Source organism: Quadrisphaera granulorum (assembly GCF_003149145.1).
Classification (GTDB): domain Bacteria; phylum Actinomycetota; class Actinomycetes; order Actinomycetales; family Quadrisphaeraceae; genus Quadrisphaera; species Quadrisphaera granulorum.
Genome location: NZ_QGDQ01000008.1, coordinates 131,052 through 157,331, shown reverse-complemented (window position 1 = coordinate 157,331; position 26,280 = coordinate 131,052). Strand labels below are relative to the sequence as shown.

Here is a 26,280-nt window from a genome sequence, read left to right as displayed (position 1 = left end):
CTGATCGTGGGGTGCTGGGACCGGTACCGCTGGGAGAACCGGCCTCGCTCCAAGCGCATCCGCGCAGCATGATCACACCTACTGGCGGACGTTCTAAGCGAGAATAGTGAAGCAGCCGCTCTCATTAATGAGCGGTGCTCACTCTATGAGCTCAGGCGACTCTGCCAGCTCGGCAGCGAGTCCGGAGAGCAGCAGGTCAAGGCCCACGAGGAACTGCTCCCGGTCGTCGTGATGCCGCATGTCTCCGGCCACGTCGGCAAGAAATGGGTGGCTCCCAGCGAGCTGCTCCAGCCGCGCAGCACTTCGCTCGAGGAACGCCTGCCGATCCACGCGCTCCCCGCCCGCCTCGGCCCGGGCAGTCATCTGAGCACTGACCGCGAGGACGTGGGTGAAGACGACGGTCGCCAGGGTGAAACGCCGGTGCGCGGGCACCCCGGCACGAACGAGCAGACCTCCCACGCGATCGAAGAGCGCGAGGGCGCTGGGCAGCACAGGGCTTGCCGTGACCTGCGGCCCCGCCCATGGGTGGACGTCGAGCGCGTCGTAGACCGCGACGGCGAGCCGCCTCAGCGCCTTCACGGGAGCCATGTCGCCTTCACCCTGCCCCCCCTCCGTCGCTGAGGACGCCGGCGACGAGAGCGCGCTCGCGAGTACGCGGTCCGCGGCGAGAGCGACGAGCTCGTCCTTGTTCGCAACGTGCCAGTAGACGGCGCCCGGTCCGGTCTCGAGGCGCTCCACGAGCAACCGGACGGTGAACCCGCGCTCGCCGAGCTCGTCGAGCAGGGCGACGGCGGCATCGACGACGACGTCGCGGGAGAGCGCGTCACTCCCGCGACCGGGACGGTGGCGGTTGCCTGCGCGAGCGGGGGGCACGACCCCATCTTGACACTTTCTGGAACGCGGTTCTAGCGTCGCCATCCTTCTGGAATGACATTCTAGGGAGCGCTCATGGACACCACTCGTCCCGCAACACCCACCCCCTCGCTCCGCACAGCGACGCTCGCGATCGTCGGGCTCTCGGTGGTGTTCCTCGTCGAGATGCTCGACGGATCACTGCTCACGGTGGCTCTGCCGACCATCGCCCGAGATCTGCACGCGTCAGCCTCGGATCTGCAGTGGGTGGTCAGCGCCTACGCCCTGACCTTCGGTGGCCTCATGCTCGCCTTCGGCGCCGCCGCCGACAGGTTCGGTCGCAAGCGCGTCATGCTCGTCGGACTGGCGCTGTTTGGCGTGGCCAGCGCCGCTGTGCTGGCGGTGCGGACCCCTGCAGGACTCGTCGGCGTACGAGCCGCGACCGGGGTCGCGGCCGCCGTGACTGCTCCCGGCACGATGGCACTGGGGTTCCGGCTCTTCGACGACGACGCCCTGCGCGTCCGCGCAACTGCCTTCATCTCCACTGTGGGCCTGGTGGGCATGGCCATCGGCCCGACGCTGGGCGGGTTGCTCCTGTCCGTGTGGCCGTGGCAGGCACTGATCGCGCTCAACGTCCCCGTCGCGGTGCTCGCTGCATGGTGTATTGGGCGCGGGATCCCCCGTGACCGCCCCGACGAGCTGTCGCGAGCCCCGCTCGATCTGCTCGGAGCGACCCTGGGGACAGCGGCCACGGCGATGGCCCTGTGGGCCGCGACCCTCGTGGTCGAGGCCGGCCCACCGACCGGTCCCTGGCTGGCTGCCGCCGGTGCCGTCGTGTGCGGCGTCGCCTTCGTCGTGCGAGAGCAGCGCACGGCTCACCCCGCGCTCCCCCTCGACCTGCTGCGCCGTCCACTCGTCGCGAGCGGCCTCGCCTACCAGGCAGCCTTGGGACTGGCACTGGTAGCCATCAGCTACACAGCAACGCTCCAGTTCCAGCTCGTGTGGGGCTGGTCCCCCGCGCAGGCGGCGCTGGCCAACCTCCCGCAGGTACTCACGATGATCGCCGTCGGCCCGCTCGTGGAGAGAGTGGTGGCGAAGGTGGGACTGCTGCGGGCGGGACCGCTCGGCGCGTCTGCCGTCGTCGCCGGGCTTCTCGTCTACGGGTTGCTCGGTCGCCACGCCTACCTCTGGGTGGCTCTCGCGTTGATGCTGACCGCCGCAGGGATGCGTCTGGTGATGATCACCGCTGCCATCAACGTCATGCGTGGCTTGCCCCCGGAGCGCACGTCGCTGGGGGCCGCACTCAACGACACCAGTCAGGAGGTTGCGAGCAGCATCGGACTCGCTGTCACCGGCACGGTGGTCACGGCCTCCCTCACCGGACCGTTGATGTCTGTGGGGTCGAGCGCTGCCAGCGCCACTGCCTTCGAGGACGCCGTCACCACGGCCACGCTCGCGCTCACGGGCGCCTGCGTACTCCTCGTCGCCTGGGCTGCCCGGCAGGCCGCCATGAGCCGCCGCGCCTCGACGTGACCGACCCTGTCCCCGAGCTGAGGGTCCTCTGCACCTCCCCTGACAGCCCTGGACGACGACGCGCGCGGCCCCGCAGGGTGGCTGTCGTGAGCAACAGCGTGGACACCTCCGCGGCAGGGGCTACGACCCTCCCGACCGAGGATCGCCTGAGACGGCGCACCACTTTCGACGACGACGCCGAGCGGTACGCCCGCACCCGCCCGACCTACCCTGCGGAGCTCTTCGACGCGTTCGCCGAGGCCACGGACCTGCACGCGGGGTCGCGGGCGCTGGAGGTCGCCCCGGGCACGGGCCAGGCGACGGTGCCGATGGCTGAACGCGGCTGGAGCATCACGGCGGTGGAGCTGGGCGTGCAGATGGCGGCGCTCGCACGTCGGGCGCTGAGCGCGGTGCCGGCGGCCGACGTCGACGTCGTCGTCGCGCCCTTCGAGGACTGGCCGCTGCCGTCGGAGCCGTACGACGCCGCCCTCTGCGCCACGGCGTGGCACTGGCTCGACCCGGCCGTGCGCGCACAGAAGGCGGCGGCTGCCCTGCGACCCGGCGGTGTGCTGGGTGTCGTGAGGTCCCATCACGTGGCCGGCGGTTCGCAGGAGTTCTTCACGCTGTCGAACGCAATCTGGCGCCGGTACTCCCCTCAGGACAGCAACGGCAGCGCCCGGTTCAGGCTCCTGCCGGAAGAACAGGTGGAGCCCGCCACTGCGGAGTTCGAGGAGTGCGACGCCTTCAGCGAGGTCACCTGGCGCGGTTTCCCGCTCGAGGTGGAGTACTCGACGGCGCAGTTCCTAGACCTCATCAGCACGTACTCGCAAGTGGCGGTGCTGCCGCCGCAGAACCGCGCGGCGCTCCTCCAGGCGCTGCGCGCCCTTGCCGACGACAGGTTCGGCGGGCGCATCACCCGGCGATATCTCTTCGAGCTCGTCCTCGCACGCACGCCGCTGGCCCACTGACGGCCGCATGCCCCCAGGCTCCGCCCGACGTGCAGAACTTCCTTGATCGTCACGGAGGGGTGGGGAGCGCCGGACGAGAGGTAGGCGGCGAGACGTCAACGCCGTCGTCCCGCCACGACGAACGTACCTCGCGGCAGGGGGCTTGCCGCAAGACCCCACGCCGGGTCCAGGATCTGCGACCGTCCCCCTTTCGCAGGCCGTGATCGGAGCCATGTGGCGCTGACCCCCGGCAGCTTCTCTGTGCTGCCCGCATCCCTCTCAGCCAAGTCCGCCCCTGCCCTCACCGCCGCCGACGACGAGCACTTCGCCGCCGTCGCGGCGTACCTCGACCACGCCCGCACCGACCTCGCCGGTCGCCTCGCTGCGGCGCGCCGGGCGCCCGGCGGCACCGGCCAGCACGCCCTCGATCGCGACCAGGAGGTCCACCGCCTCACCGCGCGGCTACGGGCGCTGAGCCGCTTCGACGCGGACCTGTGCCTCGGCCGCATGGTCACCACGGACGGCACCACCATCTACATCGGCAGGTTCGGTCTCACCGACGACGACGACGAGCAGCTCCTCGTCGACTGGCGCTCCCCCGCCGCCGAGCCGTTCTTCGCCGCGACGCACGCGCACCCGATGGGCCTGGTCAGCCGTCGGCGCTACCGCTGGGGCCGCCCGGCCGGCGCGCGGGCCGTCGTCGTCGACTTCTGGGACGAGGTGTTCGACCCCGCGCTGCTGGTGGACGAGACCGAGCGGGCGGCCCTCGACGACCAGTCGGCGTTCATCGCGAGCCTCGGCGCGAGCCGCAGCGAGCGGATGCGCGACGTGCTCGCCACCCTCCAATCGGACCAGGACGCGATCATCCGATCCGAAGCCCGCAGCCCGCTCGTCGTCTCGGGTGGTCCGGGCACGGGCAAGACGGTGGTGGCGCTGCACCGCACCGCGCACCTGCTGCACGCCGACCCACGCCTGGCCGCCAGCGCCGCACGCCGCACCGGCGGGGTGCTGGTGCTGGGCCCGTCGGAGCCGTACCTCGCGTACGTCGCCGACGTGCTGCCGAGCCTGGGCGAGGAGGACGTGCTCACCGCCACCTTGCGCGACCTCGTCCCGGAGGGCGCGGGCGCTGTCGAGGAGACCGACGCGCTCGTGGCGTCGCTCAAGGGGTCGGTGGAGATGGCGACGACGGTGGTCGACGCCGCCGTCGCGCTCTACGAGGAGCCGCCGACCGAGCCGCTGTGGGTGTCCACCGAGCTCGCGGACGTGCGCGTCGGCCCAACCGACTGGGCCGCGGCCTTCGACGCGGTGGAGTCGGGCACCCCGCACAACGAGGCGCGCGAGCAGGTCTGGGACGCACTGCTCGATCTGCTCGTCGATCAGGCCGCCGACGCGCTGGACGAGGGGTTCGACGACGACGACGACGGCGAGCGCGCCGGCCAGGCTGCGTCGGAGCTGCGCCGCGCGCTGAGGCGTCACTCGGAGCTGCGGCGGGCGGTCGAGCGGGCGTGGCCGCTGCTGCGCGCTGCCGACGTCGTCGGTGACCTGTGGACCGTGCCCGCCTACCTGCGCCGCTGCGCGCCACACCTGACCCGCGAGGAGGTGCTCGTGCTGCGGCGACCCGACGCCGCCGCTTGGACGACGGCCGACCTGCCGATCCTCGACGCCGCCCACCGGCGCCTCGGCGATCCCGACGGCGAGCGACGTCGCCGTCGCCGCGAGCGGGTGGCCGAGGCAGAGCGGCGGCAGCGCAACGAGGTGGTGGCCGATCTGCTGGCTGGCGTCCACGAGACCGGCGGGGACGAGTACGGCGTGGGACTGCTCAGCTCGCTGCGGCACGCCGATGCGCAGAGCGTGCTCGTGGACGAGTCCGGGTTGGACGGGCTGGACTCATCTGGCGCAGGAGGTGGTGGCGTGGGCGTGGAGAGGCTGGCCGGGCCGTTCGGGCACGTCGTCGTGGACGAGGCGCAGGAGCTCAGCGACGCCGCGTGGCAGTGCGTGCTCGCGCGCTGCCCCTCACGGAGCCTCACGGTGGTCGGCGATCGAGCGCAGGCGCGGGACGGGTTCGCGGAGTCGTGGGAGGAGCGGCTGGCGCGCGTGGGCCTCGGCGCGGTGCGCGTCGCGACGTTGAGCACCAACTACCGCACGCCCGTGGAGGTCATGGCGGAGGCAGAGCCGGTGATCCGCGCGGCGCTGCCCGATGTCGACGTCCCCACGTCGGTGCGCAGCACGGGCGTGCCCGTCCATCACGGGCGGGCGTCTGAGCTGGAGCCGTTGCTGCGCGCGTGGCTGGCGGAGCACGCCGAGGGGACGGCCTGCGTCGTCACCGGCGATCCCTCGGCGGTGAGCGGCCTGGTCGCCGAGCGGGTGAGGGTGCTGACGCCGGCGCTGGCGAAGGGGCTGGAGTTCGACGTCGTCGTCCTCCTCGACCCGCTGACGGACGGTCTTGGGGTCAACGACACGGCCGCGGCGGTGGACAGGTACGTGGCGATGACCCGCGCGACCCAGCGCCTCGCGGTCCTCACCCCCTGATAGCCCCCCTTGACGATCAAGGAAGTTGTGCACGCGAATCGTGCACGACTTCCTTGATCTCGGAGGGGGTGTGACGATCAATGACCTCCGCACGACCTCCAGGCAGCGCAGCTACGGTCCGGTCGTGGAGATCTCCCGCCGCCGGGCGCTGGCGCTGTTCGCCGGTGGGGCAGCCGTGGCGGCCGGCGGCTTGGGAGCGGCGTGGCGCGAGCTGCGACCGGCTCCCGGCCCTGGACCCGACGCCATGCCGACCTCCAGCCCGGGCGCGCTCGCCGGCGGGACGTTCGCGTCGCGGGCGTGTGGGCGGGAGGTCGCCTGGCAGCTCGCGCTGCCGCCCGGCGCGTCTGAGAGGACGGGGCTGCCGGTGGCCCTGGTGCTGCACGGGCGCGGCGGTGATGTGTCGGCGGCGTTCGCGCAGCTGCACCTCGACGGGTTCCTCGCGGAGGTGGTGACGGCAGGGACGCCGCCGTTCGCGCTGGCATCCGTGGACGGCGGCGACCACAGCTACTGGCACCGCCGCGCCACCGGCGAGGACCCGCAGGCGATGCTCCTCGAGGAGTACCTGCCTTTGCTCGCGTCGCGCGGGCTGCGGACCGAGCGGTTCGGCGCGTTCGGCTGGTCGATGGGCGGATACGGCGCGCTGCTGCTCGCGCAGACCCTCGCGCAGTCCGGAGGCCCGCAGCGCGTGGCGGCGGTCGCGGCGAGCAGCCCGGCGCTGTGGAGCCGCGCCCGGGACACCGCCGACGGTGCCTTCGACGACGCGAAGGACTTCGCGGCGCACGACGTCGTCGGTCACCCCCAGCAGCTGGCAGGTGTGCCGGTGCGGCTGGCTTGCGGCGACGACGACCCGTTCGCGCCAGTCACCCACGCCTTCGCGCCGACCGTGCCCGACCTGGCCGGCACCGACTTCGGACCCGGCTCCCATACGCGCGGCTACTGGCGTGCCACGGCCGCGGGGCAGCTGCGCTTCCTCGGTGAGGCTCTGGCCGGAGTCTGATCGACGTGTTCAGCGGTGCTGCTCACGCAGGCTCCGCGGCGCCTGCACCTCCCATGCCTCGCGGAGCACCTCGGCGAGCTCGTCGACCTCGAGCTCGGCCAGGCGCGCCAGCACATACGGGTAACCCGTGTAATGCGAGGTACGGAAGAAGGCGACGGGGTCAGCGACGGCGAGCTCCTCGGCGTCCTCGATGCTCGGGCGTCTCAGCGCGAGGATCCCCGGCTCGTCGTGCAGCCTGGCGAAGAGCTTGTCGTGCACGCGGAACCCCGGAGTTCCCCAGGACGGTTTCTCCGTGGTGTCGGGGAGCGCGAGCGCGAGACGTCTGACGTCGTCCTCATCAGCCACGAACATCAGCGTGCTCCTGGCAGAACCGGAGCGGTAGACCGCCGCCCGATCCGCAGCCGAGCGCCTGGTTGCGGTTCCGGAGGGTCCGGGAACCGCAACCAGGCGCTCGGCTGCGAAAGGGGAGGGGGTGGGTCAGTGGGCGGGCGCGGCAGCCGGGACCGTGACACCCGTCCGTGCGGCGCGCTCGGCGGGGGTGCGCAGGCGGAACGCCGGGATGGTGCGGTGGACCATCGGCCCAATGGCCAGGGCGTACACGAGCGTGCCCCACCCGACGGTGCCGCCGAGCACAAAGCCGATGCCCAGGACCAGCAGCTCCACACCCGTGCGCGCCACGCGCAGGGGCACCCCCTTGCGGGCCAGGCCGATGCTCAGGCCGTCGCGCGGGCCGGGGCCGAGCCCCGCGCCCACGTAGACGCCGGTGGCCAGGGCGTTGAGCAGCACCCCGCCGAGCAGCAGCCCCCAGGCCGCAACGGGGCCGCTGGCGACGGGCACGAGCGCCAGCGTGGTGTTGATGGACAGCCCCACGAGGACGACGTTGACCAGCGTGCCCAGGCCGGGCCGCTGCCGCAGCGGGATCCAGCACAGCAGTACGAGCACCGCGGTGGCGATCGACCAGGTACCCACCTCGCCACCGAACGTCCGCGACAGGCCTTGGTCGAGCACGCCCCACGGCATGACGCCCAGGTCGGAGCGCAGCATGAGGGCGGTGCTCGCACCGTAGGCGGCCAGGCCCACGACGAGGACGGCGATGCGCAGCGGCCGGCGGTCGGGGACGACGGGCAGCAGCACCCGGGAGAGCAGCGGCGCGGAACGGTGGGATGTCGGCACCGAGCCACTGTCTTCCACTTGGCCCTCCCGCAACAGGGCCAAGTCCGGCACGATGGACGGGTGGATCCCGGTCGTCTCTCCTCGCTCCTCGTGCCGTGGCTCGGCGCGGGCGCCGCGTACACCGCCGTCGCCGACGGCGTGCGCGGGCTCGCCCTCGACGGTCGCCTGCCCGTCGGCGCCCGCGTGCCCAGCGAGCGCGCACTGGCGGCGGCGCTCGGCGTGAGCCGGACGACCGTGAGCGCCGCGTACGACGTCCTGCGCTCCGAGGGGTACCTGCGCAGCGCCCACGGGGCCGGCAGCCGCGTGTCCCTGCCGACCGGCTCCAGCCCGGTGGAGCGGCCTGACGTCGAGCCCGGCGGCGAGCGCGAACCGGAAGGGGTGCTCGACCTCACGATGGCGGCGCTGCCGGCGCCCGCTGCCGTGCTCGACGCGGTGGCCGCCGCGAGCGCCGACCTGCCGCTGCAGCTGGCGCACCACGGCATGCACGCCTTCGGGCTGCCGGTGCTGCGCGACGCCGTGGCGACGCACCTGACCGGGCGCGGGCTGGCTACGCGGCCAGAGCAGGTGCTCATCACGAGCGGGGCGCTGCAGGGGTGGAACCTGCTGCTGCGGGCGCTCGCGCGCCCGGGTCAGCGGGCGCTCGTGGAGCAGCCGACGTACCCCGCCGTCGTCGACGCGGTCCGCGCCCACCACGTGCGCCCGGTGGCGCTGCCGATCGGCGAGTCCGGCTGGGAGCTGCCGGCCTCCCCCGCGGGCCGGAGGGCGATGGCGCAGGCGGTGCTGGCGCACGTCACCCCGGACGCGCAGAACCCCACGGGCATGGTCCAGGACGACGACGCCCGCGCCGAGCTCCTAGCTGCTCTGACGAGCGGCGCGGGTGCGGCGGGCGGCCCGGGCAGTTCCGGCGCCGGGCCCGTGGTGGCGGTGGACGAGACCTTCGCCGACCTGGTGGCGCCGGGCGAGGCGCAGACGCCGCTGGCAGCGCTGGCCGAGACGCGCCGCCGGTTGTCGGGTGACGAGGTGGTGACGCTGGGCTCGGTGAGCAAGAGCTTCTGGGCCGGGCTGCGGCTGGGCTGGGTGCGGGCGTCGCCGGAGCTGGTGTCGCGGCTGGCGCAGGTGCGGGCGGGGCTCGACATCACCTCCCCCGTGCTCGACCAGCTGGTGGCGGTGCACCTGCTGGCGCGCGCGCCCGAAGTGCTCGCGGAGCGGCGGGCGCTGCTCGCGGAGCGACGGACGGGGATGCTCGCGGCGCTGGCCGCCGGCGTGCCCGATTGGACCGTCCGTCCGGCGCAGGCCGGGCTCGTGCTGTGGGTGGGCCTGCCGACGCCGAGCGCCACGCAGCTGGTGACCCACGCCCTCGACCTCGGCGTGCGGCTGGTTCCCGGTCCGCGGTTCACCGTCGACGGGACGGGTGACCGCTGGATCCGGGTGCCGCTGACGGTGCCCGCCGAGGACGCGCCGGCGCTCGTGGCGGTGCTGCGCGAGGCGCGGGCGCGGGCGCTCGCGAGCGCCCCGACGTCGCGCACTCCCGCGCGGTGGACCGCATGAGCACCCCACCCGAGCCGCAGCCGAGCGCCTCGCTGCGCTTCCAGCCCCCCTCCGAACCGCAGCCGAGCGCCCCGTTGCGGTCCGGGAGCCCCCCTGAACCGCAGCCAGGCGCTCGGCTGCGGGGACGGAGGGAGCGGGAGGGGATCGGGCGGCAGGTGACGGCGGGTGTCGTCGGGGGCGTCGCCGGGTACGCCAGCTCGTTCACCGTCGTCCTCACCGGCCTGGCGGCCGTTGGCGCGACCCCGGCGCAAGCGGCCTCCGGCCTGGTGGTGATGTGCGCGCTGCAGGGTGTGCTCGCCATCACCGTCTCCTGGCGCACGCGCATGCCGATCTCCTTCGCCTGGTCCACACCGGGCGCGGCCGTCCTCATCGCAGCGGCCGCGAGTGGGGTGACGTGGCCCGAGGCGATCGGCGCGTTCCTGCTGTGCGGCGCGCTCGTCGTGCTCACCGGCGCCTGGCCGGCGCTCTCGCGCCTCGTCACGCGCCTGCCCGCGCCGCTGTCGGGAGCACTCCTCGCCGGGGTGCTGCTCCCCCTGTGCCTGTCACCCGTCACAGCTGTGGCCCGCGAGCCGCTGGCGGGCGGCGTCGTCGTGCTCGTGTGGCTGGTGCTGCGGCGTCTCGCCGCGGCGTGGGCGGTCCCGGCGGCGCTCGTCGTCGCCCTGGCCCTCACCCTGACCGTCGAGGGCGGCTCCGGCGGCGCGGGCGCCGACGGTCTCGGCTGGACCCCGGTCCTGGAGTGGACCACCCCGCAGTTCGACCCGCTGGTGCTGTTGAGCATCGGCGTGCCGCTGTACCTCGTGACCATGGCGGGCCAGAACCTGCCCGGTATCGCCGTGCTGCGCGGCGTCGGCTATCCCGACCCGCCAGCCCGCGCCGGACTCATCGGATCGGGGGCGGGCACGATCGTCGGCGCACCGTTCGGCGTGCACGCCCTCAACCTCGCCGCGCTGTCCGCGGCGATGATGGCCGGCCCCGACGTCCACCCCGACCCGCGCCGCCGCTGGCCCGCGGCCGTCACCGGCGGGGTCGCCTACCTCGGGCTGGCCCTCGTCTCGACGGCGGCGGCCGCGCTGGTGTCGTCGGCGCCGCCGCTGCTCGTGCAGGCCGTGGCGGGGCTGGCGCTGCTGGGCGCGTTCCTCGGCGGTCTCGCGTCGGCGGTGCAGGACGGGCAGCCCGTCGAGCACCGCACGGCTGCCGTCCTGGCGTTCCTCGTCGTCGCCAGCGGGGTGAGCGTCGCGGGCATCGGCAGCGCCGTCTGGGGCTTGCTGGCGGGTGGCCTGTGCTACGCATGGCTACGACCGCGGACGATCATGAACACCGCACAGAACCACCCTCAGGACTTGGAGAAGGACGACGATGACGGCGAGAGTCGCTGACGCGAGCGTGGCGCCGGCACCGCTGGAGGCCACCTCGGCCCTGGTGCCGATGCTCCTGGTGACGTTCGGCACCGGTGTCCTCGACGCGGCCACCTACCTCGGCCTGCACGGCGTCTTCACCGCCAACATGACCGGCAACGTCATCTTCATCGGGCTGGGGGTCGCCGGCTTCGAGACGCAGGTGCTGCTGCGCGCCGGCCTCGCGCTGGCGGGCTTCATGGTGGGCGCGGCCGTGGTCGGTCGCGTCGCCCGTGGGCGCCCTGCCCAGCGCGGCGCCGACGCGTTCGCCTCCTGGACCTTCGTGACGGTCGCCCTGGTCATCGGCGCGACGGCCGTGCTGCTGTCCGCGATCGACCTCCCCGTCAGCGGCCTCGACGCCGTCACTGTGGCGATCTCCGCCGCGATGGGAGCGCAGGCCGTGGCCGCCCGGCGGATCGGCGTGCCCGACGTCCCGACGGTGGTGGTCACCGCGGCGATCGTCGGCCTGTCCGCCGACCACCGCTGGAGCGGACGCACCCACGACCGCGCCGTGCTGTTCCGCCGCGCGGGCGCGGTGGCGGCCATGCTCGTGGGAGCGCTGGTCGGGGCGCTCTTGATGCGGTGGCACGTCGGCGCCGGCGTGGGAACGTCAGCGCTGATCCTCTTCGCCATCGGTCTGCACGGGGTGCGCGTGGCCCGCCGAGCGCGACGCCTCCCGAGCTGAGCCCCCGCGTCACCCGTCCCGGCGCAGCGCTCGCAGCCGCAGCGCCGCCTGCACATCGAGGCTGCGGGGCGGTGCGTCCCACCCGGCGCCGAGCAGCGCGTCGAGGCGCTCCACGCGCTGGCGCACCGTGTTGACGTGCACGTACAGGCGCGCGGCTGCGGCGCTGCGCGACCCCTCCTCCAGCACGGCCGCCGCGGTCTGCTCCAGGTGGGTGCCGTGCTCGGCGTCGTAGACGAGCACCGGGCCCAGGAGGCGCTCGACCATCGCGTCGACCACTCCCTCGTCGGCGCCGCCCAGCAGCAGCCCCGCCACACCGAGGCGCGCCCGGTCGGCGTGGCCGGTGCGCCACCCGAGCACCTGCGCCGCGCGCGCCACCTGCGCGGCCTCGGCGTGGGCGCGCCCGAGCGGACCGGCGCCGCGTCCGTCCGCGTCGGCGCACCCGACCACCGCCCGCACCCCCACCTCGCCGAGCACGGCCTCCACCGCCCCGCCCAGCTCGTCGGCGGCCGCGCCGCCGCCCGTGCACACCACGCAGACGTGCCCGGCGTGCACGGCCACCAGGCCCCGGCCGCCCAGCAGAGGTCGCACGGCGGCGATGGTCCGCTGGCGGTCCGACGCCGGCACCAGCGCCACCAGCGACGAGGCCGGGGCCCTGAGGTCGAGCCCCAGCGCCAGCGCCCGCGCCTCGAGCACCTCGCGGCGCACCCCGCGGTCGTCGTCGCCGGCGCCGCCTCGGTCACCGCGCTCGTCGAGGAGGTCGTCCAGCAGCGCCGACGGCGACCTGTCGGCCGCCTCGGCGAGCTCGTGCTCCACCTGCAGCGCCAGTGCCACCGCGAGCGCCCCGCGGTCGAGCGCGGCGCGGGCGCGCTCACCGGTCGCGGAGCTCACCAGCTCGCCCTGGTGGCTGGTGGTGCGGCTCGGGACGACGACGAGCGCGCGCGTGCCCTCGTCGTCGTCGCCAGTCCCCGCGGTGGTGCCGCGAGCGCTGCAGCGGGGGCGTCCGTCGATGTCGACCAGCCAGACCGGGGCGTCCAGCGCGTCCGCCAGCTCCTCGACCACGGCGCGGCAGCCGCCCCCGCCGCCGAGGGCGGCCAGCAGACGTGCGTCCAGGGCTAGCAGGGCGGCGGCCTCGGCGACGTCCCCCGTGCTGCGGGCGGCCGCGGCGCGCGCGGCGGCCTCCGCGGAGCGCAGGGCCGCGATCTCGCTGGCCCGGCGCGTCTGCTCCAGCGCCACAGCCGCCTGCAGGGCCATGAGCCGCAGCGCCTCGCGGCCCGCCGGCGGCATCGCTACGGGTGAGCGCTGGGCCACCAGCAGCGCGCCCACGAGGTGCCCGTCCACGCGGAGGGGCTCCCCGCTGATGGCGCGCACGCCCTCCCCGGCGACCGCGGCGTCGATGTGGGTGAGGTGGTTGAGGTCGGCGTCGGCGAGGTAGTCGTCGGTATGCACGGACGTACCCCCCGCGGCCACCGTGCCGAGGATGCCGGTGCCCAGCGGCATCCGGATCTCGGCGTAGGCGGGGGTGCGGACGCCGTCGGTGACGTGGATCCACGTCTCGCCGGCGTCGAGGTCGTTGAGGGACAGGTAGGCCATGTCGGCGCCCAGCAGGGCCCGGGTGCGGCGCACGATCGCCCGCAGGATGACGGCGCGGTCGCGCACGCTGGCGAGGTCGGCGGCGGAGTCGTGGACGGCGCGCAGCAAGGCGTCAGCCGTCGGCGCGGCGAAGGCGGCGGGCGCCGTCGTCGTCGTCCCAGGAGTCACCCCAGCCGTCGTGGCCTCGCCCTTGAGGAGGGTCACCCCACGTGTGTACCGCCGACACCCGCGGCCCGCCACTGTGTGCGTGGCCTCCATGGTCCAGAGGCCTCCGCTCGGCGCAGGGTGGGAGTGCGCCGCCCCTCCGACGGCGCCCTGCGACGACGCAGGACAGTGCACGACGAGGAGACCCCCGTGATCGGTGCCGCTCCCGAGATAAAGCTCCACGTGCTGTCCACCGGCGTGATGGAGACCGATCTGACCTGGCTGCTGCTCAAGGGCGGGCGCACCATCCGCGACCGCCACCACAAGGACGACCCGGTGGTCTGGGGTGACTGCCCCACGCACGCGGTACTCATCGAGCACCCCGAGGGCCGGGTGCTGTGGGACACCGGCGTGCCGCGCGACTGGGAGGAGCGCTGGGCGCCCACCGGCTTCCACGACTTCTTCCCCGTGAAGGAGCCGATCGACGGGCCGGGCTACCTCGACTCCTCGCTGGCGTCGCTGGATCTCACCCCGGACGACATCGACATCCTCGTGCTGAGCCACCTGCACTTCGACCACGCCGCCAACGCCCGCGACTTCGCCGGCGGGAAGACCCGGATCATCGCCAACGACAAGGAGGTCGAGGGGGCCTCGCAAATCCAGGGGTACAGCGCGGGGGCGCACATCGTCAGCGACTACCAGGGCCTGCCGATCGAGACGGTCAGCGGCGACGTGGAGATCCTTCCCGGCATCTCGGTCATCGAGACCCCCGGCCACACCTGGGGAACCATGTCGCTGCGCGTGGACCTCCCGCAGGAGGGCACCAAGATCTTCACCTCCGACGCGGTGTACCTGCGTGACTCGTGGGGCCCGCCCGCCGTCGGTGCCGCCATCGTCTGGAACAACCTGGCGTGGCTGGAGAGCGTGGAAAAGCTGCGGAAGATCGCCGAGGAGACCGGCGCCGAGGTGATCTTCGGGCACGACGGCGAGCAGGCCGCCCAGCTCCGCTACGCCCCCGACGGGGTGTACCGCTGATGGTGCTGCACGACTTCACCTGCGAGCAGGGGCACCGCTTCGAGGCGGGCGTGCCGTCGATGACCTCGCCGGACCCGGCGTGCCCCGCCTGCGGCTCCGCCACCCGGCGCCGTCCGTCGCGGCTGAACATCGGTGGGCGCGCGTCCACCGGCGTGCCGCGCGAGCGGATGCCGCGCAGCTGGGAGGGCGTCGGCCGGGGCGACCGAGAGACGGTCGCGCACTGGCGTTCCGTGGCCGAGCAGCGCGAGAAGCTGGAGGAACGGCACCCCGAGCTCGCGGGCGACCGCCGCCCGGTGCTCGCGCACGAGGGTGTCTTCGCGGGGCGGCCACTACGAGCCGGGGACGACGTCGCCGCGTCGCTCGCGGCGGCCAAGGCCGCGAAGGCTGCGGAGGCGGCGTCGTGAGGGCGCGCGGCGCCGTCCTGGTCGAGATCGGCCGGGAGCGCCCCTACGCGAGCAGCCGGCCGATCGAGGTGGTCGACGTCGAGCTCGACCCGCCTGGCCCCGGCGAGCTGCTGGTCCGCATCGAAGCGGCAGGGGTGTGCCACTCGGACCTGTCCGTCGTCGACGGCAACCGCGTCCGTCCCGTTCCGATGCTGCTCGGCCACGAGGCGGCCGGTCGTGTGGAGCAGGTCGGGGACGGCGTGGACGACGTCGCGGTTGGGCAGCGCGTGGTCATGGCGTTCCTGCCCCGCTGCGGACAGTGCGCGGGCTGTCGCACGGAGGGCCGACTGCCCTGCACGCCCGGCTCGGCCGCGAACAACGCCGGCGAGCTGCTCGGCGGCGGACGGCGCCTGCACGCCGTCGGCGGTGTCGGGACCGTCGAGGCCGGAGGCGAGCTGCACCACCACCTGGGCGTCAGCGGGTTCGCGACGCACGCCGTCGTCGACCGGCGCTCAGTCGTTCCTGTCGACGACGACGTGCCGCCCGAGGTGGCGGCCGTCCTCGGCTGCGCGGTGCTGACCGGCGGCGGCGCCGTGCTCAACGCCGGCAAGCCGGCCCAGGGCGACACCGTGGTGGTGGTCGGCCTGGGCGGCGTGGGCATGGCTGCCCTCATCACCGCGGTGTCACTGGGCCTGGGTGACGTCATCGGTGTCGACGCGGTCCCGGAGAAGCTGGCCCGCGCCCGTGAGCTGGGCGCCTCGGCGGTGTTCACCCCCGCCGAGGCGCTCTCATCAGGCCTCAAGGCGCCCGTGGTGGTGGAGGCCGCCGGCAACGCCCGGGCCTTCGAGACCGCGGTGGCGCTGACCGGTGTCGGTGGCACCACCGTCACCGTGGGGCTGCCCGCCCCGACGGCCGAGGCCACCGTCAAGCCCCTCGGCATCACCGCCGAGGCACGCACCATCGTCGGCAGCTACCTCGGCTCGGCGGTGCCCGCCCGCGACATCCCCACCTACGCGCAGATGTGGCGTGAGGGGCGGCTGCCGGTGGACGCGCTCATCTCCTCGCGGACCACGCTGGACGGCGTCAACGAGGCGATGGACGCGCTCGCCGAGGGTCGCGCGGTGCGGCAGGTGCTGGTGTTCGACAGTGCTTTCGACAGTGCTGACGGACGTTCCGGGTCCGACGATGTCGACGGTGTTGACGGTTCGGGTGCCCCCGTCGGCGCGGAATCAGCGGTGGGAGGAGGATCTGACGCATGACCACGGATTTCTCGACGGAGCAGGCCACGCGCGAGGAGACGCTCGTCGCGAGCGTTCCCACCGACCTCCTCATCGGCGGGCGCTGGGTGCCGGCGTCCACCGGCGCGCGGTTCGACGTGGAAGACCCGGCCACCGGTGCCGTACTCACCACCGTGGCCGACGCGTCCGTGGAGGACGGTGCCGCCGCGCTCGATGCCGCCGTCGCCGCGCAGGCGTCGTGGGGCCGCACCGCTCCGCGCGAGCGTGCCGAGCTGCTGCGCCGCGCGTTCGACGCCGTCACCGCCCGCGCTGACGACCTCGCCCTCCTCATGACCCTGGAGATGGGCAAGTCCGTCGCCGAGGCGCGCGGTGAGGTGGCGTACGGCTCGGAGTTCCTGCGGTGGAGTTCCGAGCAGGCCGCGCACGTCGCGGGCCGCTACCTGCCCGCACCCGACGGCAAGCAGCGCCTGCTCGTGGTGAAGAAGCCGGTGGGTCCGTGCCTGTTCATCACGCCGTGGAACTTCCCCCTCGCCATGGCCACGCGCAAGATCGCTCCGGCGCTGGCGGCGGGGTGCACCGTCGTCCTCAAGCCGGCGGCAGAGACGCCGCTGACGGCGCTGCTGTTTGCGCAGATCCTCCTCGACGCGGGCCTGCCGGACGGCGTGGTCAACGTCATCCCGTGCACCGCGGCCGGAGACGTCACCGGGCCGCTCATCGCCGACCCGCGCCTGCGCAAGTTGTCCTTCACCGGCTCCACCCCGGTGGGCAAGCACCTGCTGAAGCAGGCCTCCGAGCAGGTGCTGCGGACGTCGATGGAGCTGGGCGGTAACGCCCCGTTCCTCGTCTTCGACGACGCCGACCTCGACGCCGCCGTGGAGGGCGCGCTGCTCGCGAAGATGCGCAACGGCGGCGAGGCGTGCACCTCGGCCAACCGGTTCTATGTGCACTCGTCCGTGGCGTCGGCGTTCTCCGAGAAGCTGGCGGCGCGGATCGGGGCGATGAAGGTGGCGCGCGGCACGGAGGACGGCGCGCAGGTGGGTCCGATCATCAACCAGAAGGGCCGCGCCAAGATCGCCGGCCTTGTCGACGACGCCGTCGCCAAGGGCGCCCGCGTACTGACCGGCGGTGGCCCCGTGGACGGGCCGGGGTACTTCTTCTCCCCCACCGTGCTCGCCGACGTGCCGCTCGACGCGCGACTGCTCAAGGAGGAGATCTTCGGTCCCGTGGCGCCGGTGACGACGTTCGAGACCGAGGACGAGGCCGTGGCCCTGGCCAACGACACCGAGTTCGGGCTCATCGCCTACGCGTACACGGCCTCTACGGCGCGGGCGCTGCGGCTGACCGAGCGGCTGGAGACGGGCATGCTCGGCATCAACGCCGGCGTCATCTCCAACCCGGCAGCCCCGTTCGGCGGGGTGAAGCAGTCGGGTCTGGGCCGCGAGGGCGGCGAGGAAGGCATCGAGGAGTACCTCGAGACGCTCTACGCCGGCATCGCCGACCCCTGGGCCTGATGGTCGCGTGACGGCGGTGGTCGAGCCTGGTCACGGCTCCGCCGTCACGCGCCGCCCGACAGCTCCGTTGCCGTAGCGGCGACGGCCTTCATGGCCTGGTCCACGGTGATCGATCCGGTGGCCGCGTCGTGGAGGTTCGTGAACACGGCGCGGGAGAACTGCGGGTACCAGGTCGGGGCTCCCTGAGGGAAGACCGGCCGGGAAGTCTTGAGCATCCCGGCGATCTCCGGTCCTCCCGCGAGCTTGCCCGACGTCGCCATCTTCTCCACCGAGGACACGTGCGAGGGCAGCGTGTACGCGGCCCAGGCGAGGCGGGGGTCACCGAGGCCGGCCATCTCCTCCTGGACCGCAGCCGAGGTGAACCAGTCGATGAAGCTGGCCGCCGCTTCGGGGTGCTGGGCCTGTCGAGGGATGCCGATGCCGTCGGGGTTGGAGATGTTCTGTGCCGGACCCGAGACCCCAGGAGTCATCAGGTACTGCACGCGCCCGGGCACCGAAGAGTCGATCAGCGACTCGTACAGGGAGCCCACCACGCCCGAGTAGTCCGCGAAGGTGCTGGCCACCTGCCCCCTGGCCATCTGGGTGCGCTGCGCTTGCTGGTCGGCGAGGTCGATGTTGCCCGGCGGGACGAGTCCCTCCTGGAAGGCGGCCACCATCCACCGCGCGGCCCGGTGACCTGCTGAGTCGGGGCTGGCGAACTGCGGCGCGCCCAACTCGTCGAGGACTGTCCCGCCGAAGGCGTTGGTCGTCTGGTACCAGTACGTGGACAGCCCCTCGGCGGCTGCGAAGGGGATGCTCAGCGGGTACGTGACCACGCCGGCCTTCTTGATCTTCCGGAGATCTTCGGTGTACTGGTGGATCGTCGTCGGCATCGTCGTGATGCCAGCGTTGGCGAAGTGCTCGGTGTTGACGGTGGTCACCAGGTAGGACGCGTCGTAGGGAATGCCGACCACATGGCCGTCCTTCGTGAAGGATTCCAGCTGTGGGACCTCGGCCCTCATGGCGTCGACATCGAGCCTGTCCTCCAGCGGGTAGAACCAGTCCAGCTCGCCCAGCTCACCGACGCGGGACCAGTCGACGTTGGTGGCATCCGCGAAGAACGCCTTCGCCGTCGCAGCCTCCGAGATCTTGGCCTGCAAGTCGTCCCAGGGAAGGGTCAACCAGTTCACCGTGATCCCGGTCTTCTCGGTGAACTGGTTCAGCAGTGCCTGCGGCGGTGGATCGGCGGCGAGCGCGACCGTGATGGTCACCCGGTTGGTCTTCTCAGCGCCGGTCGTGCTCGTCGGCTGGCCAGCGCCAGCGCCAGCGCCAGACGGATCGCCCGATGACTGACCCGCTGATGCACCGCACCCGCTGAGGGCGACCGCGAGGCCGACAACACCAGTGAGGCCGATCACCGCGCGCCGAGACACCTCGCCGGACGGCCAGGTCCAGCTGATGGGTGTCGTCGGTGTCCCCATGGCATGAACCTTTCTCAACGTGGTGCACCACAGCGCGGTCCGGGCGAACGATCGAACGAGAGACCACACCGTGGAGGCGCGGGAGCGGTACCGGGCGCTCCCCTCACCATCATCGGCACGTGCTCCGGCGACATGAGCCTGCCGGCCCGAGCGCCGCCCGTAGCAGCAGCGCCAGGCCGTCCCGCCGGACATGCAGAACCCGGTCGAGCCGCCTTCAGGACGCCTCCGGTCCCACTTCTGCATGCTGGGAGGGACGATTCAGCCGGGCGAGCAGCCGCCAGCGCGCCCACGACAGCACCACGACGATTCCCGAGGCCGCGAGGACCCCCGCGGCCATCGCCGCCAGCACCGCGACGCCCTGTTCGGCCGGCATCGCGGCGACGAAGCCCCACGTGACGACCCCGCGCACCAACGCCAGCATCCCGAGCAGCGCGGCGGCCCCCAGCCATCCGCGGTCAGCGTGACGCCACCCGGCACCCAGCGCGAAGGCCGCCACGACGACGTCAGCCGCAAAGGACGCACCGCTCACGCGGACCTGTTCGAGCCCCCACAGCGCGAAGACCAGCGCGACGCCCGCCGGTAACGTCCACCACCAGCGCGGCGACGGCGCGGGCGCGTCCCGGTGCCACGCCGCGACCGAGAGCAGCGGCAGGAGCAGCACCAGCCAAACCACGAGCTCCCCCGGCGGCAGCGCCCACGGTGGTGGCAGCTGCGCCCCCGCTACGACCCACGGTACGACCAGCCCCGTTACCGCCGCACCCGCCGCAACCCGCCGGTGCCCGGCGACGAGCAGCGTCCACGTCAGCAGCGCGACCACGCATCCCGCCACCCACTCGACGCCGTCCGCGACGGTCAGCTGCGACCAGCCGGGCTGCTCGGCCCACCAGGGCATGAGGACGAGCTGCTGCACGCCGTACGCGGCGGGGAGCGGCAGGCCCAACAGCGCCGTCAACCGCACCGCGTCGCCCACCGCACGGCTGCGCGCAGAGGCCCCCGGCGTCGACGGGGCCGCCAGGTGCAGCCGCAGCGCCAACCCCAGCACACCGGCCACCTCGCGCAGCGGGGGCCGCTGCAGCAGCGCGAGCTCGAATTCTTCGTCCTGCCGCTGTGCGCCTTCGGAGGCCACGGCCTGTGCCGCGGCCTCCTGCTCGGTGTCCAACAGGACGGCGACCATGTCGTCCTCCCACCGCTCGCGGTAGCCGCGGGGCAGCACACGCAGCAGCCTGCGGTAGCTGCGCTCCAGCGGTGACGCGGCGGGTGCCGGAAGCGGCGACGGCGACGGCGACACCGCCGTCACACCGCCCCGGCGGCGCGCAGCCGGCCACTCGCGGCGGCGGCCAGCTGCGCCAGCCGCTCCGCCTCCGCCGCGAGCGCGGCGGCACCGTCGTCCGTGAGCCGGTAGTAGCGGCGCGTGCGCCCGGCGTGCACTTCCTCGCGGTCGCGCGCGATGAGCCCCTCGCCGGTGAGCCTGTCGAGCAGGCCGTACAGCGTGCCGACCGACAGCGTCACGCGACCGCCGGACAGCTCCTGCACCTCGCTGATGAGTGCGTACCCGTGCCGCGACTCACCCACCAGGGCGGTGAGCACTAGTACGGCCGGCTCCGTCAATGCCATGCCTGACAATACATCGCCCGACGAGCTATGGGTGTCTCCGGTCACAGCGGCGTGCAGAAGTCCTCCTGCACCCTCTCCGAAGCGCCTTCGCGCGGAATTCGGCACGCCGCAGTGACCGCCGCTACGCTCCGCCCCGCGGAGGTGTCCGGATGGAGCAGCGCAGGCTGGGTGGATACGAGCTGCTGTCGCTGCTCGGCGCGGGCGGCATGGGCGAGGTGCACCGGGCTTTCGACACGGTCCGGGGCCGTCATGTGGCGCTGAAGGTGCTGGCCGACGGCATCGGCGCCGACCACGAGTTCACCGTCCGGTTCCGCCGCGAGCAGCACATCGCCGCGAAGCTCAACGAGCCCCACATCATCCCCATCCACGACTTCGGCGAGGTCGACGGCCGCCTCTTCATCGACATGCGCCTCGTCGAGGGGCGTGACCTCGCGCGCGTCCTCGATGACGGCCCCCTGCCGCCCGAGCGCGCCATCCACGTGGCCGACCAGGCAGCCCAGGCTCTCGACGCCGCCCACGCCGCGCACCTCGTACACCGTGACGTCAAGCCGTCCAACCTGCTGCTGACGCCGCAGGGCTTCCTGTACGTGGTCGACTTTGGCATCGCCAGGTCCACCACGGCCACCGCGACGTCGCTCACCTCCACGGGCGCGACGCTCGGCACGCTCGCGTACATGGCCCCGGAGCGATTCACCGCCGCACCGTTGGAGCCCGGCAGCGACATCTACTCCCTGGCGTGCGTGCTCTACGAGAGCCTCACCGGCGCGCGGCCCTTCGCCGGTGACGACCTGCCGAGCCTTCTCTACGCCCACTTCCACGTCCGGCCCGTGCCGCCGAGCCAGCGTGTTCCCGGTCTGCCGCCCGCCCTCGACGACGTGGTGCTGCGCGGCATGGCGAAGGACCCCTCGGTCAGGTTCGCCTCGTGCGGCGAGATGACCGCGGCCGCCCACCGTGCGCTGGGCGGGCGGGCCCTGCACGCCCCCGCCTGGGCACCAGCGGCCCCCACGGCGGGCACCAGCACCACGACGACGACGGCGACGGCCGGCAGCCCGCTGGGCGACGAGCCGCCCCTCGCGCCCACGTGGGCCGCTGCCCCTGCCCCCGCCCCGGCCCCGGCCCCGGCCCCGGCCCCGCACGCTGAGCCGACCGTCGTGCGCGCACGCCCTGAGCAGTCGTTCCAGGACGCACCGACATCGCCCTTCGGGTCGAGCTTCGAGCATGCCTCCGGCCCGGCGACGACCGTCCCTCATGCCGCCCCACCCACGTGGCAGCCGACCGCGCCGCTCCCTCCGAGCGCCCCGCGCCGCCGTCGGCGGCGCCGCACCCCGCTGGCGCTGGCGGGTGGCCTGGCGCTCCTGCTGCTCGCCGGGGTCGGGGTGGCGATGCTCATGGGCCTCGGCCCCTTCGCCCGGGAGGACACCCAGCTCGCCTCCGACTCGCGGTCCGCGCCGGACGTCACCGCGGCGACGGGAACGACCGCATCCACGGAACCGTCAGCGGGGACCAGCACGACGGCGAGCGGCGGCACGGCGAACGCGTCGACCGACGACACCACCGCCAACTCGGCAGGCATCTACCCGGACTCCGTACTGGCGGACTACCCGGACCCCGAGCGCGCGGACGGCACGATCGACGTCCGGGCCTCGATGGTGCGCTGGGCTTCCCGGGAGAAGTTCCGCGAGGTGAACGGCGACGGCTGCAACCCCTACACCGCCCTCCTCCCGGGGCAGAGTCCCGACCCTGCGTGTCGGTCCGGGCAGGGGAAGGCCGACTGGAACGCCGACTTCGTTGCGGTCGCATGGGGTGTGGCGGGGTGCCCGGGCTACACGCTGACCAGGGATGACCTCCGGACCTTCCAGCAGGAGGGCGACTACACGCCGTACTCCCCCGGTGCGGCGGTGACGCCCGGTCCGGGAGACGCGGTGCTGTGGACGGACCCGTCGGGGCGCACCGGAGCTGCCGGCCTCGTGCTAGAGGCGGCCAGCTCGAACAAGATCAAGGTGATGGTGGGCGACGACGACGACGCGCTCGTGACGCGCTGGGTCGACCCCGCCGTCTTCACGGAGCGCGGGTACCCCGTCACCGGATACGTGCGCTCCACCCAGTACGCCTGCCAGGACGCCCCCTGAGGTTCGGCGTCGGGCCCTGTCGGGCGAGGCCCGTCGCGAGTAGCGTCCGCCCGCGGAGGTGGCCTCATGGAGCATCGCTCGCTGGGTCCGTACACGCTGGAATCCCTGCTCGGCGCGGGAGGAATGGGCGAGGTCTACCGCGCCCACGACACGGTGCGCGACCGCCGCGTTGCTCTGAAGGTGCTGCCGGAGGCGTTCAGCCATGACAGCGAGTACAGCTCGCGGTTCCGGCGGGAGCAGCACATCGCTGCGCGCCTGCGCGACCCCCACATCATCCCCATCCACGACTTCGGCCAGGTGGACGGGCGCCTCTTCATCGACATGCGCCTCGTCGACGGGCGAGACGCCGCCAGCCTGCTGGCCGAGAGCTCGCTGACACCGCAGCAGGCGGTGCATCTCGTCGAGCAGACAGCGCAGGCGCTCGACTCCGCGCACGCCGAGGGCCTCGTGCACCGCGACGTGAAGCCGTCCAACCTCCTCGTGACGCCGAGCGGCTTCGTGTACGTGGTCGACTTCGGCATCGCGCGCTCGGTCGGCACCACCCGCACGTCGCTGACGGTGACTGGCGCCACGGTCGGAACTCTCGACTACATGGCGCCGGAACGCTTCACCACGCAGCCGCTCGACGCGCGCGCCGACGTCTACTCCCTCGCCTGCCTGCTCTACGAGTTCCTCACGTCGCGGCGGCCGTTCCCCGGGCACGACCTGCCCTCTCTCATGTACGCGCACTTCTACACCGAGCCGGAGGCGCCGTCATCGGTACAACCCGCCTTGCCGGGTGCGCTCGACACGGTGGTGCTCCGCGGCATGGCCAAGAACCCCGACGACAGGTTCGCCACCGCCGGTGAGCTCGCCGCCGCGGCTCAGGAAGCCGTCGGCGGCACGACTCCGGCGCGCTGGTCGCCACTCGTGACGCCCGTGGCCGCACCGCAGCCGGAGCGGGAGGTCATCGACCTGCGAGACGCGCCGAGCCCCCTCGCCCCACCGAACTCGAAGGACGACGACGACCGCACCGCTCCCACCGAGCCACGCGTGCCCGCGGCCGCCGTGGCGGAGACCAGCGGCGTCAAGCTCGGGCTCGTCGTCGCCGGTGGCGCGCACCGCACCACCGACCCGCTGCCAGCTGCCGCTGCGGCCGCCGAGCCGTCTCACCTCGAGGCGGAGACCGTCGAAGCACCTCGTGGGAGAGCGCCGCGCGTCGAGGCGCCCCCGGCCGACGCCGAGACCGTCGAGGCGCGCTGGCCCCCTGCGCCGGTGGCGCGCGCGGCGGAGCCGCTCACCGTTCTGCCTTCGCCAGTGGCGCAGGCACCCGCCACGCCTGCACCGGTCGCATCTGCGCCTGCCGCGCAGGCACCCGCCGCACCTGCGCCGCCCGGCCATGCCTACCCGGTCCCGCCTGGCCCGGTCCCGCCTGGCCCGGTCCCGCCTGGCCCGAGCGCCCATGGCCCGCATGCCGATGGTCCGGGCGAGCAGCGCCGCAGGCGCCGGGGTGGCGCGCTCGCCGTCGTCGTCGTCCTCCTCCTCCTGGTGGTGGGGCTCGGCGCGGGCGCCTGGTGGCTGCTCCGGCCTGACGACTCGACGCCCGTCGCTGCCGGCGACACCCAGCCCGCGGTGCAGACGCCGGCCGCCTCCCCCGAGCCCAGCACGCGGGCGCCGATCGTGCCGGCGAGCAGCGTCGCGATTCCGGCGGTCGGTCCCACCATCGACGTCGGTGCCACGCCGGGCTTCGTGGAGATGACCCCCGACGGGCGGTTCGCGTACATCGCCAACCGTGACGCCGGGATCGTCACCGTCGTCGACACCGCCGTCAACCAGGTCACCGCGAGGATCACCGTCGACGCGGGGCCGCCGCAGTTCCTCTCGTTCTCCCCCACCGGAGACACCGCCTACATCAGCACCTACCGCAAGACCGGCGAGGGCACCTTCGACGACAACGACGTTGTCTTCCTCGACACCGCCACCAACAAGATCACGCACGTGGTTCCGGTGGGCCAGCGGCCCTTCGCGTCCGCGACGACGCCCGACGGGTCCCAGCTGTGGGTGCCCAGCCACGACACGGGGAAGATCGACGTCATCGACATCGCCAGCGCCAGCGTGGTGAGCGAGAAGCCCGTGGCACCCAACCCGCACTGGGTGGCCTTCGGCAAGGACGGCAAGCACGTGTACGCGGCCAACCACGAGTCCGGCGTCGTGACGGTCATCGATGCCGCCACCCAGGAGACGGTCAAGGAGATCCCGGTCGGCAAGTCGCCGCACAGCACGGCCGTCTCGCCCGACGGGACGCACGTGTCGGTGGTCTGCTACGACAGCGACGAGGTCTGGGTCATCGACACGAGCACCGAGGACGTCGTGGCGACCATCCCCGTCGATGCCAAGCCGCAGGACATCGCGTACGCGCCCGACGGTCGCTACATGTACACGGCCAACGTCGACGCCGGCACCGTCGACGTCATCGACACCGCCACCAACACCGTGACCGCGAGCATCCCGGTGGGCGGCAACCCGACGAGCGTCACGGTGCGACCGGACGGGAAGCAGGCGTACGTGACGCTGCTGGATCAGGGGCAGGTGCGCATCCTCGACGTCGGCCGCTGACCTCCCGGCGGTGACGTCGGACGTGCAGAAGTCCCCCGCGGGCCTTGTTCGAGCCCCGACGGGGGACTTCTGCACGTCGCTCGTCACTGCCGAGCGTCAGCGGGGGTCACGATGTAGGTCACGGGGTTCCCGCGGACCTTCGAGGTGGCGGGATTGATCCACTTGGTGGCGATCTTGTCGTTGATGTCGCCGATCACGACCTTGACGTGGGATGCGCTCGTGGCGTCGATGACCACACCGACCGCCCCGCTCTTGCCCGACGGGTCGGTCCACAGCACCAGGTCACCGGGGTTCGGCACGACGTCGTACTGCGGCGTGTCCTCGTGGTGGTAGTAGGGCGCACCCGATCCGAGGCCCGTGAAGGTGGTCAGGTCGCTGCTGAGGCCCGTGGTGTTCAGCCCGCTCGACGCCAGGGCCGAGACGACGAAGTCGGTGTTCCAGTCGAACTTCTGCTTCTGGCCGCTCGGGCACTCGGTCGTCGTCGCCAAGGTCTCCATGGACGTCTTGCTGTACGGGTTGCACCCGTCGTGGTGCGACTCGGTGAAGCGCTGCCCGGCGACGAACCATGCCATGGCGCTGCGGCCGTCGGCCTGCCCGTCGGGCTTGTTGACGACGCGGTGCTTGCCGCCCAGGGCGTCGGTGGTCCGGCCCTGGCTGTCCTGGACGAACGTCGGCTCAGCGGCGCTCGCAGCTCCGGCGAGCGCCACGGAACCGACTCCCAAGGGCAGCGCCGCCAGGACGGCGACGGCGGCGGTGCGGGACAGACGGACGCGCAGACGGCGGCTGGTCTTCATGGCGGTCTCCTCGACGTTCTGTGCTCCGGCCGGTGTGCCGGCGGCGATGAGGAGAGACAACTCCGATCGGCGCCCGCGCAGCAGGGCACGGGTGCCCGGTGCCGCGCCGGTGCGGTGTCGGGCCGGGCCGGTTCGAGTCGGGTCGGGTCG

General features: G+C 73.3%; 21 protein-coding genes. 13 read left to right on the top strand and 8 right to left on the bottom strand.

The genetic code is table 11. The features are described 5' to 3' along the window. Window positions 1–138 precede the first annotated feature (138 nt). A complete protein-coding gene (locus BXY45_RS08610) occupies window positions 139–873 on the bottom strand; it encodes a TetR/AcrR family transcriptional regulator C-terminal domain-containing protein (RefSeq protein WP_170131392.1) in 735 nt (244 codons plus the stop codon). Between the two features lie 75 nt (window positions 874–948). Here BXY45_RS08610 and BXY45_RS08605 point away from each other — a divergent pair, with 75 nt between their 5' ends. The 4 genes from BXY45_RS08605 to BXY45_RS08590 all read left to right on the top strand — a co-directional run bounded on the left by BXY45_RS08605 (window position 949) and on the right by BXY45_RS08590 (window position 6,837). Beyond that, window positions 949–2,385: an MFS transporter gene (locus tag BXY45_RS08605; RefSeq protein ID WP_109773912.1), complete on the top strand. Its 1,437-nt coding sequence runs from the start codon at window positions 949–951 to the stop codon at window positions 2,383–2,385. An 86-nt stretch (window positions 2,386–2,471) separates the two neighbouring features. After that, on the top strand, window positions 2,472–3,332 hold the full coding sequence (locus tag BXY45_RS08600) for a class I SAM-dependent methyltransferase (protein WP_211319370.1): 861 nt from the start codon (window positions 2,472–2,474) through the stop codon (window positions 3,330–3,332). 213 nt (window positions 3,333–3,545) lie between these two features. Then, window positions 3,546–5,840 (top strand): RNA polymerase recycling motor ATPase HelR, encoded by a 2,295-nt coding sequence (helR, locus tag BXY45_RS08595; RefSeq protein WP_109773911.1) that lies wholly within the window; start codon window positions 3,546–3,548, stop codon window positions 5,838–5,840. 124 nt (window positions 5,841–5,964) lie between these two features. Then, window positions 5,965–6,837: an alpha/beta hydrolase gene (locus BXY45_RS08590; RefSeq protein ID WP_211319369.1), complete on the top strand. Its 873-nt coding sequence runs from the start codon at window positions 5,965–5,967 to the stop codon at window positions 6,835–6,837. A 9-nt stretch (window positions 6,838–6,846) separates the two neighbouring features. Here the strand turns inward: BXY45_RS08590 and BXY45_RS08585 are convergent, their stop codons facing one another. Together BXY45_RS08585 and yczE are read right to left on the bottom strand one after the other, a co-directional pair. Then, window positions 6,847–7,182, bottom strand: coding sequence for an MmcQ/YjbR family DNA-binding protein (locus BXY45_RS08585; RefSeq protein ID WP_109773934.1), 336 nt, complete (start codon window positions 7,180–7,182; stop codon window positions 6,847–6,849). A gap of 132 nt (window positions 7,183–7,314) precedes the next feature. Continuing rightward, window positions 7,315–8,010, bottom strand: coding sequence for a membrane protein YczE (gene yczE / locus BXY45_RS08580; RefSeq protein WP_211319368.1), 696 nt, complete (start codon window positions 8,008–8,010; stop codon window positions 7,315–7,317). 60 nt (window positions 8,011–8,070) lie between these two features. Here yczE and BXY45_RS08575 point away from each other — a divergent pair, with 60 nt between their 5' ends. From BXY45_RS08575 to BXY45_RS08565, 3 genes are all read left to right on the top strand, one after another. Next, a complete protein-coding gene (locus tag BXY45_RS08575; protein ID WP_170131391.1) occupies window positions 8,071–9,558 on the top strand; it encodes an aminotransferase-like domain-containing protein in 1,488 nt (495 codons plus the stop codon). A gap of 155 nt (window positions 9,559–9,713) precedes the next feature. Continuing rightward, a complete protein-coding gene (locus BXY45_RS08570; protein WP_211319367.1) occupies window positions 9,714–10,934 on the top strand; it encodes a benzoate/H(+) symporter BenE family transporter in 1,221 nt (406 codons plus the stop codon). Beyond that, window positions 10,915–11,637, top strand: coding sequence for a YoaK family protein (locus tag BXY45_RS08565; RefSeq protein WP_245961700.1), 723 nt, complete (start codon window positions 10,915–10,917; stop codon window positions 11,635–11,637). Before BXY45_RS08570 ends, BXY45_RS08565 begins: the two co-directional genes overlap by 20 nt. A gap of 9 nt (window positions 11,638–11,646) precedes the next feature. On the opposite strand, the gene BXY45_RS08560 is transcribed toward BXY45_RS08565, so the two are convergent. After that, window positions 11,647–13,431, bottom strand: coding sequence for a helix-turn-helix domain-containing protein (locus BXY45_RS08560; protein WP_119700371.1), 1,785 nt, complete (start codon window positions 13,429–13,431; stop codon window positions 11,647–11,649). 201 nt (window positions 13,432–13,632) lie between these two features. Between BXY45_RS08560 and BXY45_RS08555 the strand changes: the two genes are divergently transcribed. Genes BXY45_RS08555 through BXY45_RS08540 form a run of 4 tightly spaced genes read left to right on the top strand, consistent with a single transcriptional unit; the run spans window position 13,633 to window position 17,538 of the window. Beyond that, a complete protein-coding gene (locus BXY45_RS08555; protein ID WP_109773930.1) occupies window positions 13,633–14,406 on the top strand; it encodes an MBL fold metallo-hydrolase in 774 nt (257 codons plus the stop codon). Continuing rightward, entirely contained in the window at window positions 14,406–14,810 is a 405-nt protein-coding gene (locus tag BXY45_RS08550) for an FmdB family zinc ribbon protein (RefSeq protein WP_109773908.1), read from the top strand. Before BXY45_RS08555 ends, BXY45_RS08550 begins: the two co-directional genes overlap by 1 nt. After that, complete coding sequence (locus tag BXY45_RS08545; RefSeq protein ID WP_109773907.1) at window positions 14,807–16,048, top strand: alcohol dehydrogenase catalytic domain-containing protein; 1,242 nt, start codon at window positions 14,807–14,809, stop codon at window positions 16,046–16,048. Before BXY45_RS08550 ends, BXY45_RS08545 begins: the two co-directional genes overlap by 4 nt. Then, the gene (locus BXY45_RS08540; RefSeq protein ID WP_109773906.1) at window positions 16,045–17,538 is read left to right on the top strand and encodes an NAD-dependent succinate-semialdehyde dehydrogenase; all 1,494 of its coding nucleotides are present in this window, start codon (window positions 16,045–16,047) and stop codon (window positions 17,536–17,538) included. The genes BXY45_RS08545 and BXY45_RS08540 overlap by 4 nt, the downstream gene beginning before the upstream one ends. A 44-nt stretch (window positions 17,539–17,582) precedes the next feature. Here BXY45_RS08540 and BXY45_RS08535 read toward each other — a convergent pair whose 3' ends face one another. The 3 genes from BXY45_RS08535 to BXY45_RS08515 form a co-directional block, all read right to left on the bottom strand. Then, window positions 17,583–18,788, bottom strand: a complete 1,206-nt coding sequence (locus BXY45_RS08535; RefSeq protein ID WP_170131390.1) for an extracellular solute-binding protein — start codon at window positions 18,786–18,788, stop codon at window positions 17,583–17,585. 424 nt (window positions 18,789–19,212) lie between these two features. Continuing rightward, window positions 19,213–20,286 carry a hypothetical protein gene (locus BXY45_RS22865; RefSeq protein ID WP_146211139.1) on the bottom strand — a complete coding sequence of 358 codons (1,074 nt, stop codon included), beginning with the start codon at window positions 20,284–20,286 and terminating at the stop codon, window positions 19,213–19,215. A gap of 5 nt (window positions 20,287–20,291) precedes the next feature. Continuing rightward, entirely contained in the window at window positions 20,292–20,612 is a 321-nt protein-coding gene (locus BXY45_RS08515) for a PadR family transcriptional regulator (protein ID WP_211319365.1), read from the bottom strand. Window positions 20,613–20,761: 149 nt separating this feature from the next. On the opposite strand from BXY45_RS08515, the gene BXY45_RS08510 reads away from it, so the two are divergent. Both BXY45_RS08510 and BXY45_RS08505 read left to right on the top strand, forming a co-directional pair. Then, window positions 20,762–22,741, top strand: coding sequence for a serine/threonine-protein kinase (locus BXY45_RS08510; RefSeq protein WP_170131389.1), 1,980 nt, complete (start codon window positions 20,762–20,764; stop codon window positions 22,739–22,741). 66 nt (window positions 22,742–22,807) lie between these two features. Next, window positions 22,808–25,336: a protein kinase domain-containing protein gene (locus BXY45_RS08505; RefSeq protein WP_109773899.1), complete on the top strand. Its 2,529-nt coding sequence runs from the start codon at window positions 22,808–22,810 to the stop codon at window positions 25,334–25,336. Window positions 25,337–25,419: 83 nt separating this feature from the next. Here BXY45_RS08505 and BXY45_RS08500 read toward each other — a convergent pair whose 3' ends face one another. Then, complete coding sequence (locus BXY45_RS08500) at window positions 25,420–26,130, bottom strand: hypothetical protein (protein WP_109773898.1); 711 nt, start codon at window positions 26,128–26,130, stop codon at window positions 25,420–25,422. Between the last annotated feature and the right edge of the window lie 150 nt (window positions 26,131–26,280).

Coding starts and splice junctions, on each gene's coding strand:
- BXY45_RS08500 (WP_109773898.1), bottom strand. CDS start 26,130: ATGAAGACCAGCCGCCGTCTGCGCGTCCGTCTGTCCCGCACCGCCGCC.
- BXY45_RS08555 (WP_109773930.1), top strand. CDS start 13,633: ATGGAGACCGATCTGACCTGGCTGCTGCTCAAGGGCGGGCGCACCATC.
- BXY45_RS08505 (WP_109773899.1), top strand. CDS start 22,808: ATGGAGCATCGCTCGCTGGGTCCGTACACGCTGGAATCCCTGCTCGGC.
- BXY45_RS08515 (WP_211319365.1), bottom strand. CDS start 20,612: ATGGCATTGACGGAGCCGGCCGTACTAGTGCTCACCGCCCTGGTGGGT.
- BXY45_RS08605 (WP_109773912.1), top strand. CDS start 949: ATGGACACCACTCGTCCCGCAACACCCACCCCCTCGCTCCGCACAGCG.
- BXY45_RS08510 (WP_170131389.1), top strand. CDS start 20,762: ATGGAGCAGCGCAGGCTGGGTGGATACGAGCTGCTGTCGCTGCTCGGC.
- BXY45_RS08540 (WP_109773906.1), top strand. CDS start 16,045: ATGACCACGGATTTCTCGACGGAGCAGGCCACGCGCGAGGAGACGCTC.
- BXY45_RS08550 (WP_109773908.1), top strand. CDS start 14,406: ATGGTGCTGCACGACTTCACCTGCGAGCAGGGGCACCGCTTCGAGGCG.
- BXY45_RS08565 (WP_245961700.1), top strand. CDS start 10,915: ATGACGGCGAGAGTCGCTGACGCGAGCGTGGCGCCGGCACCGCTGGAG.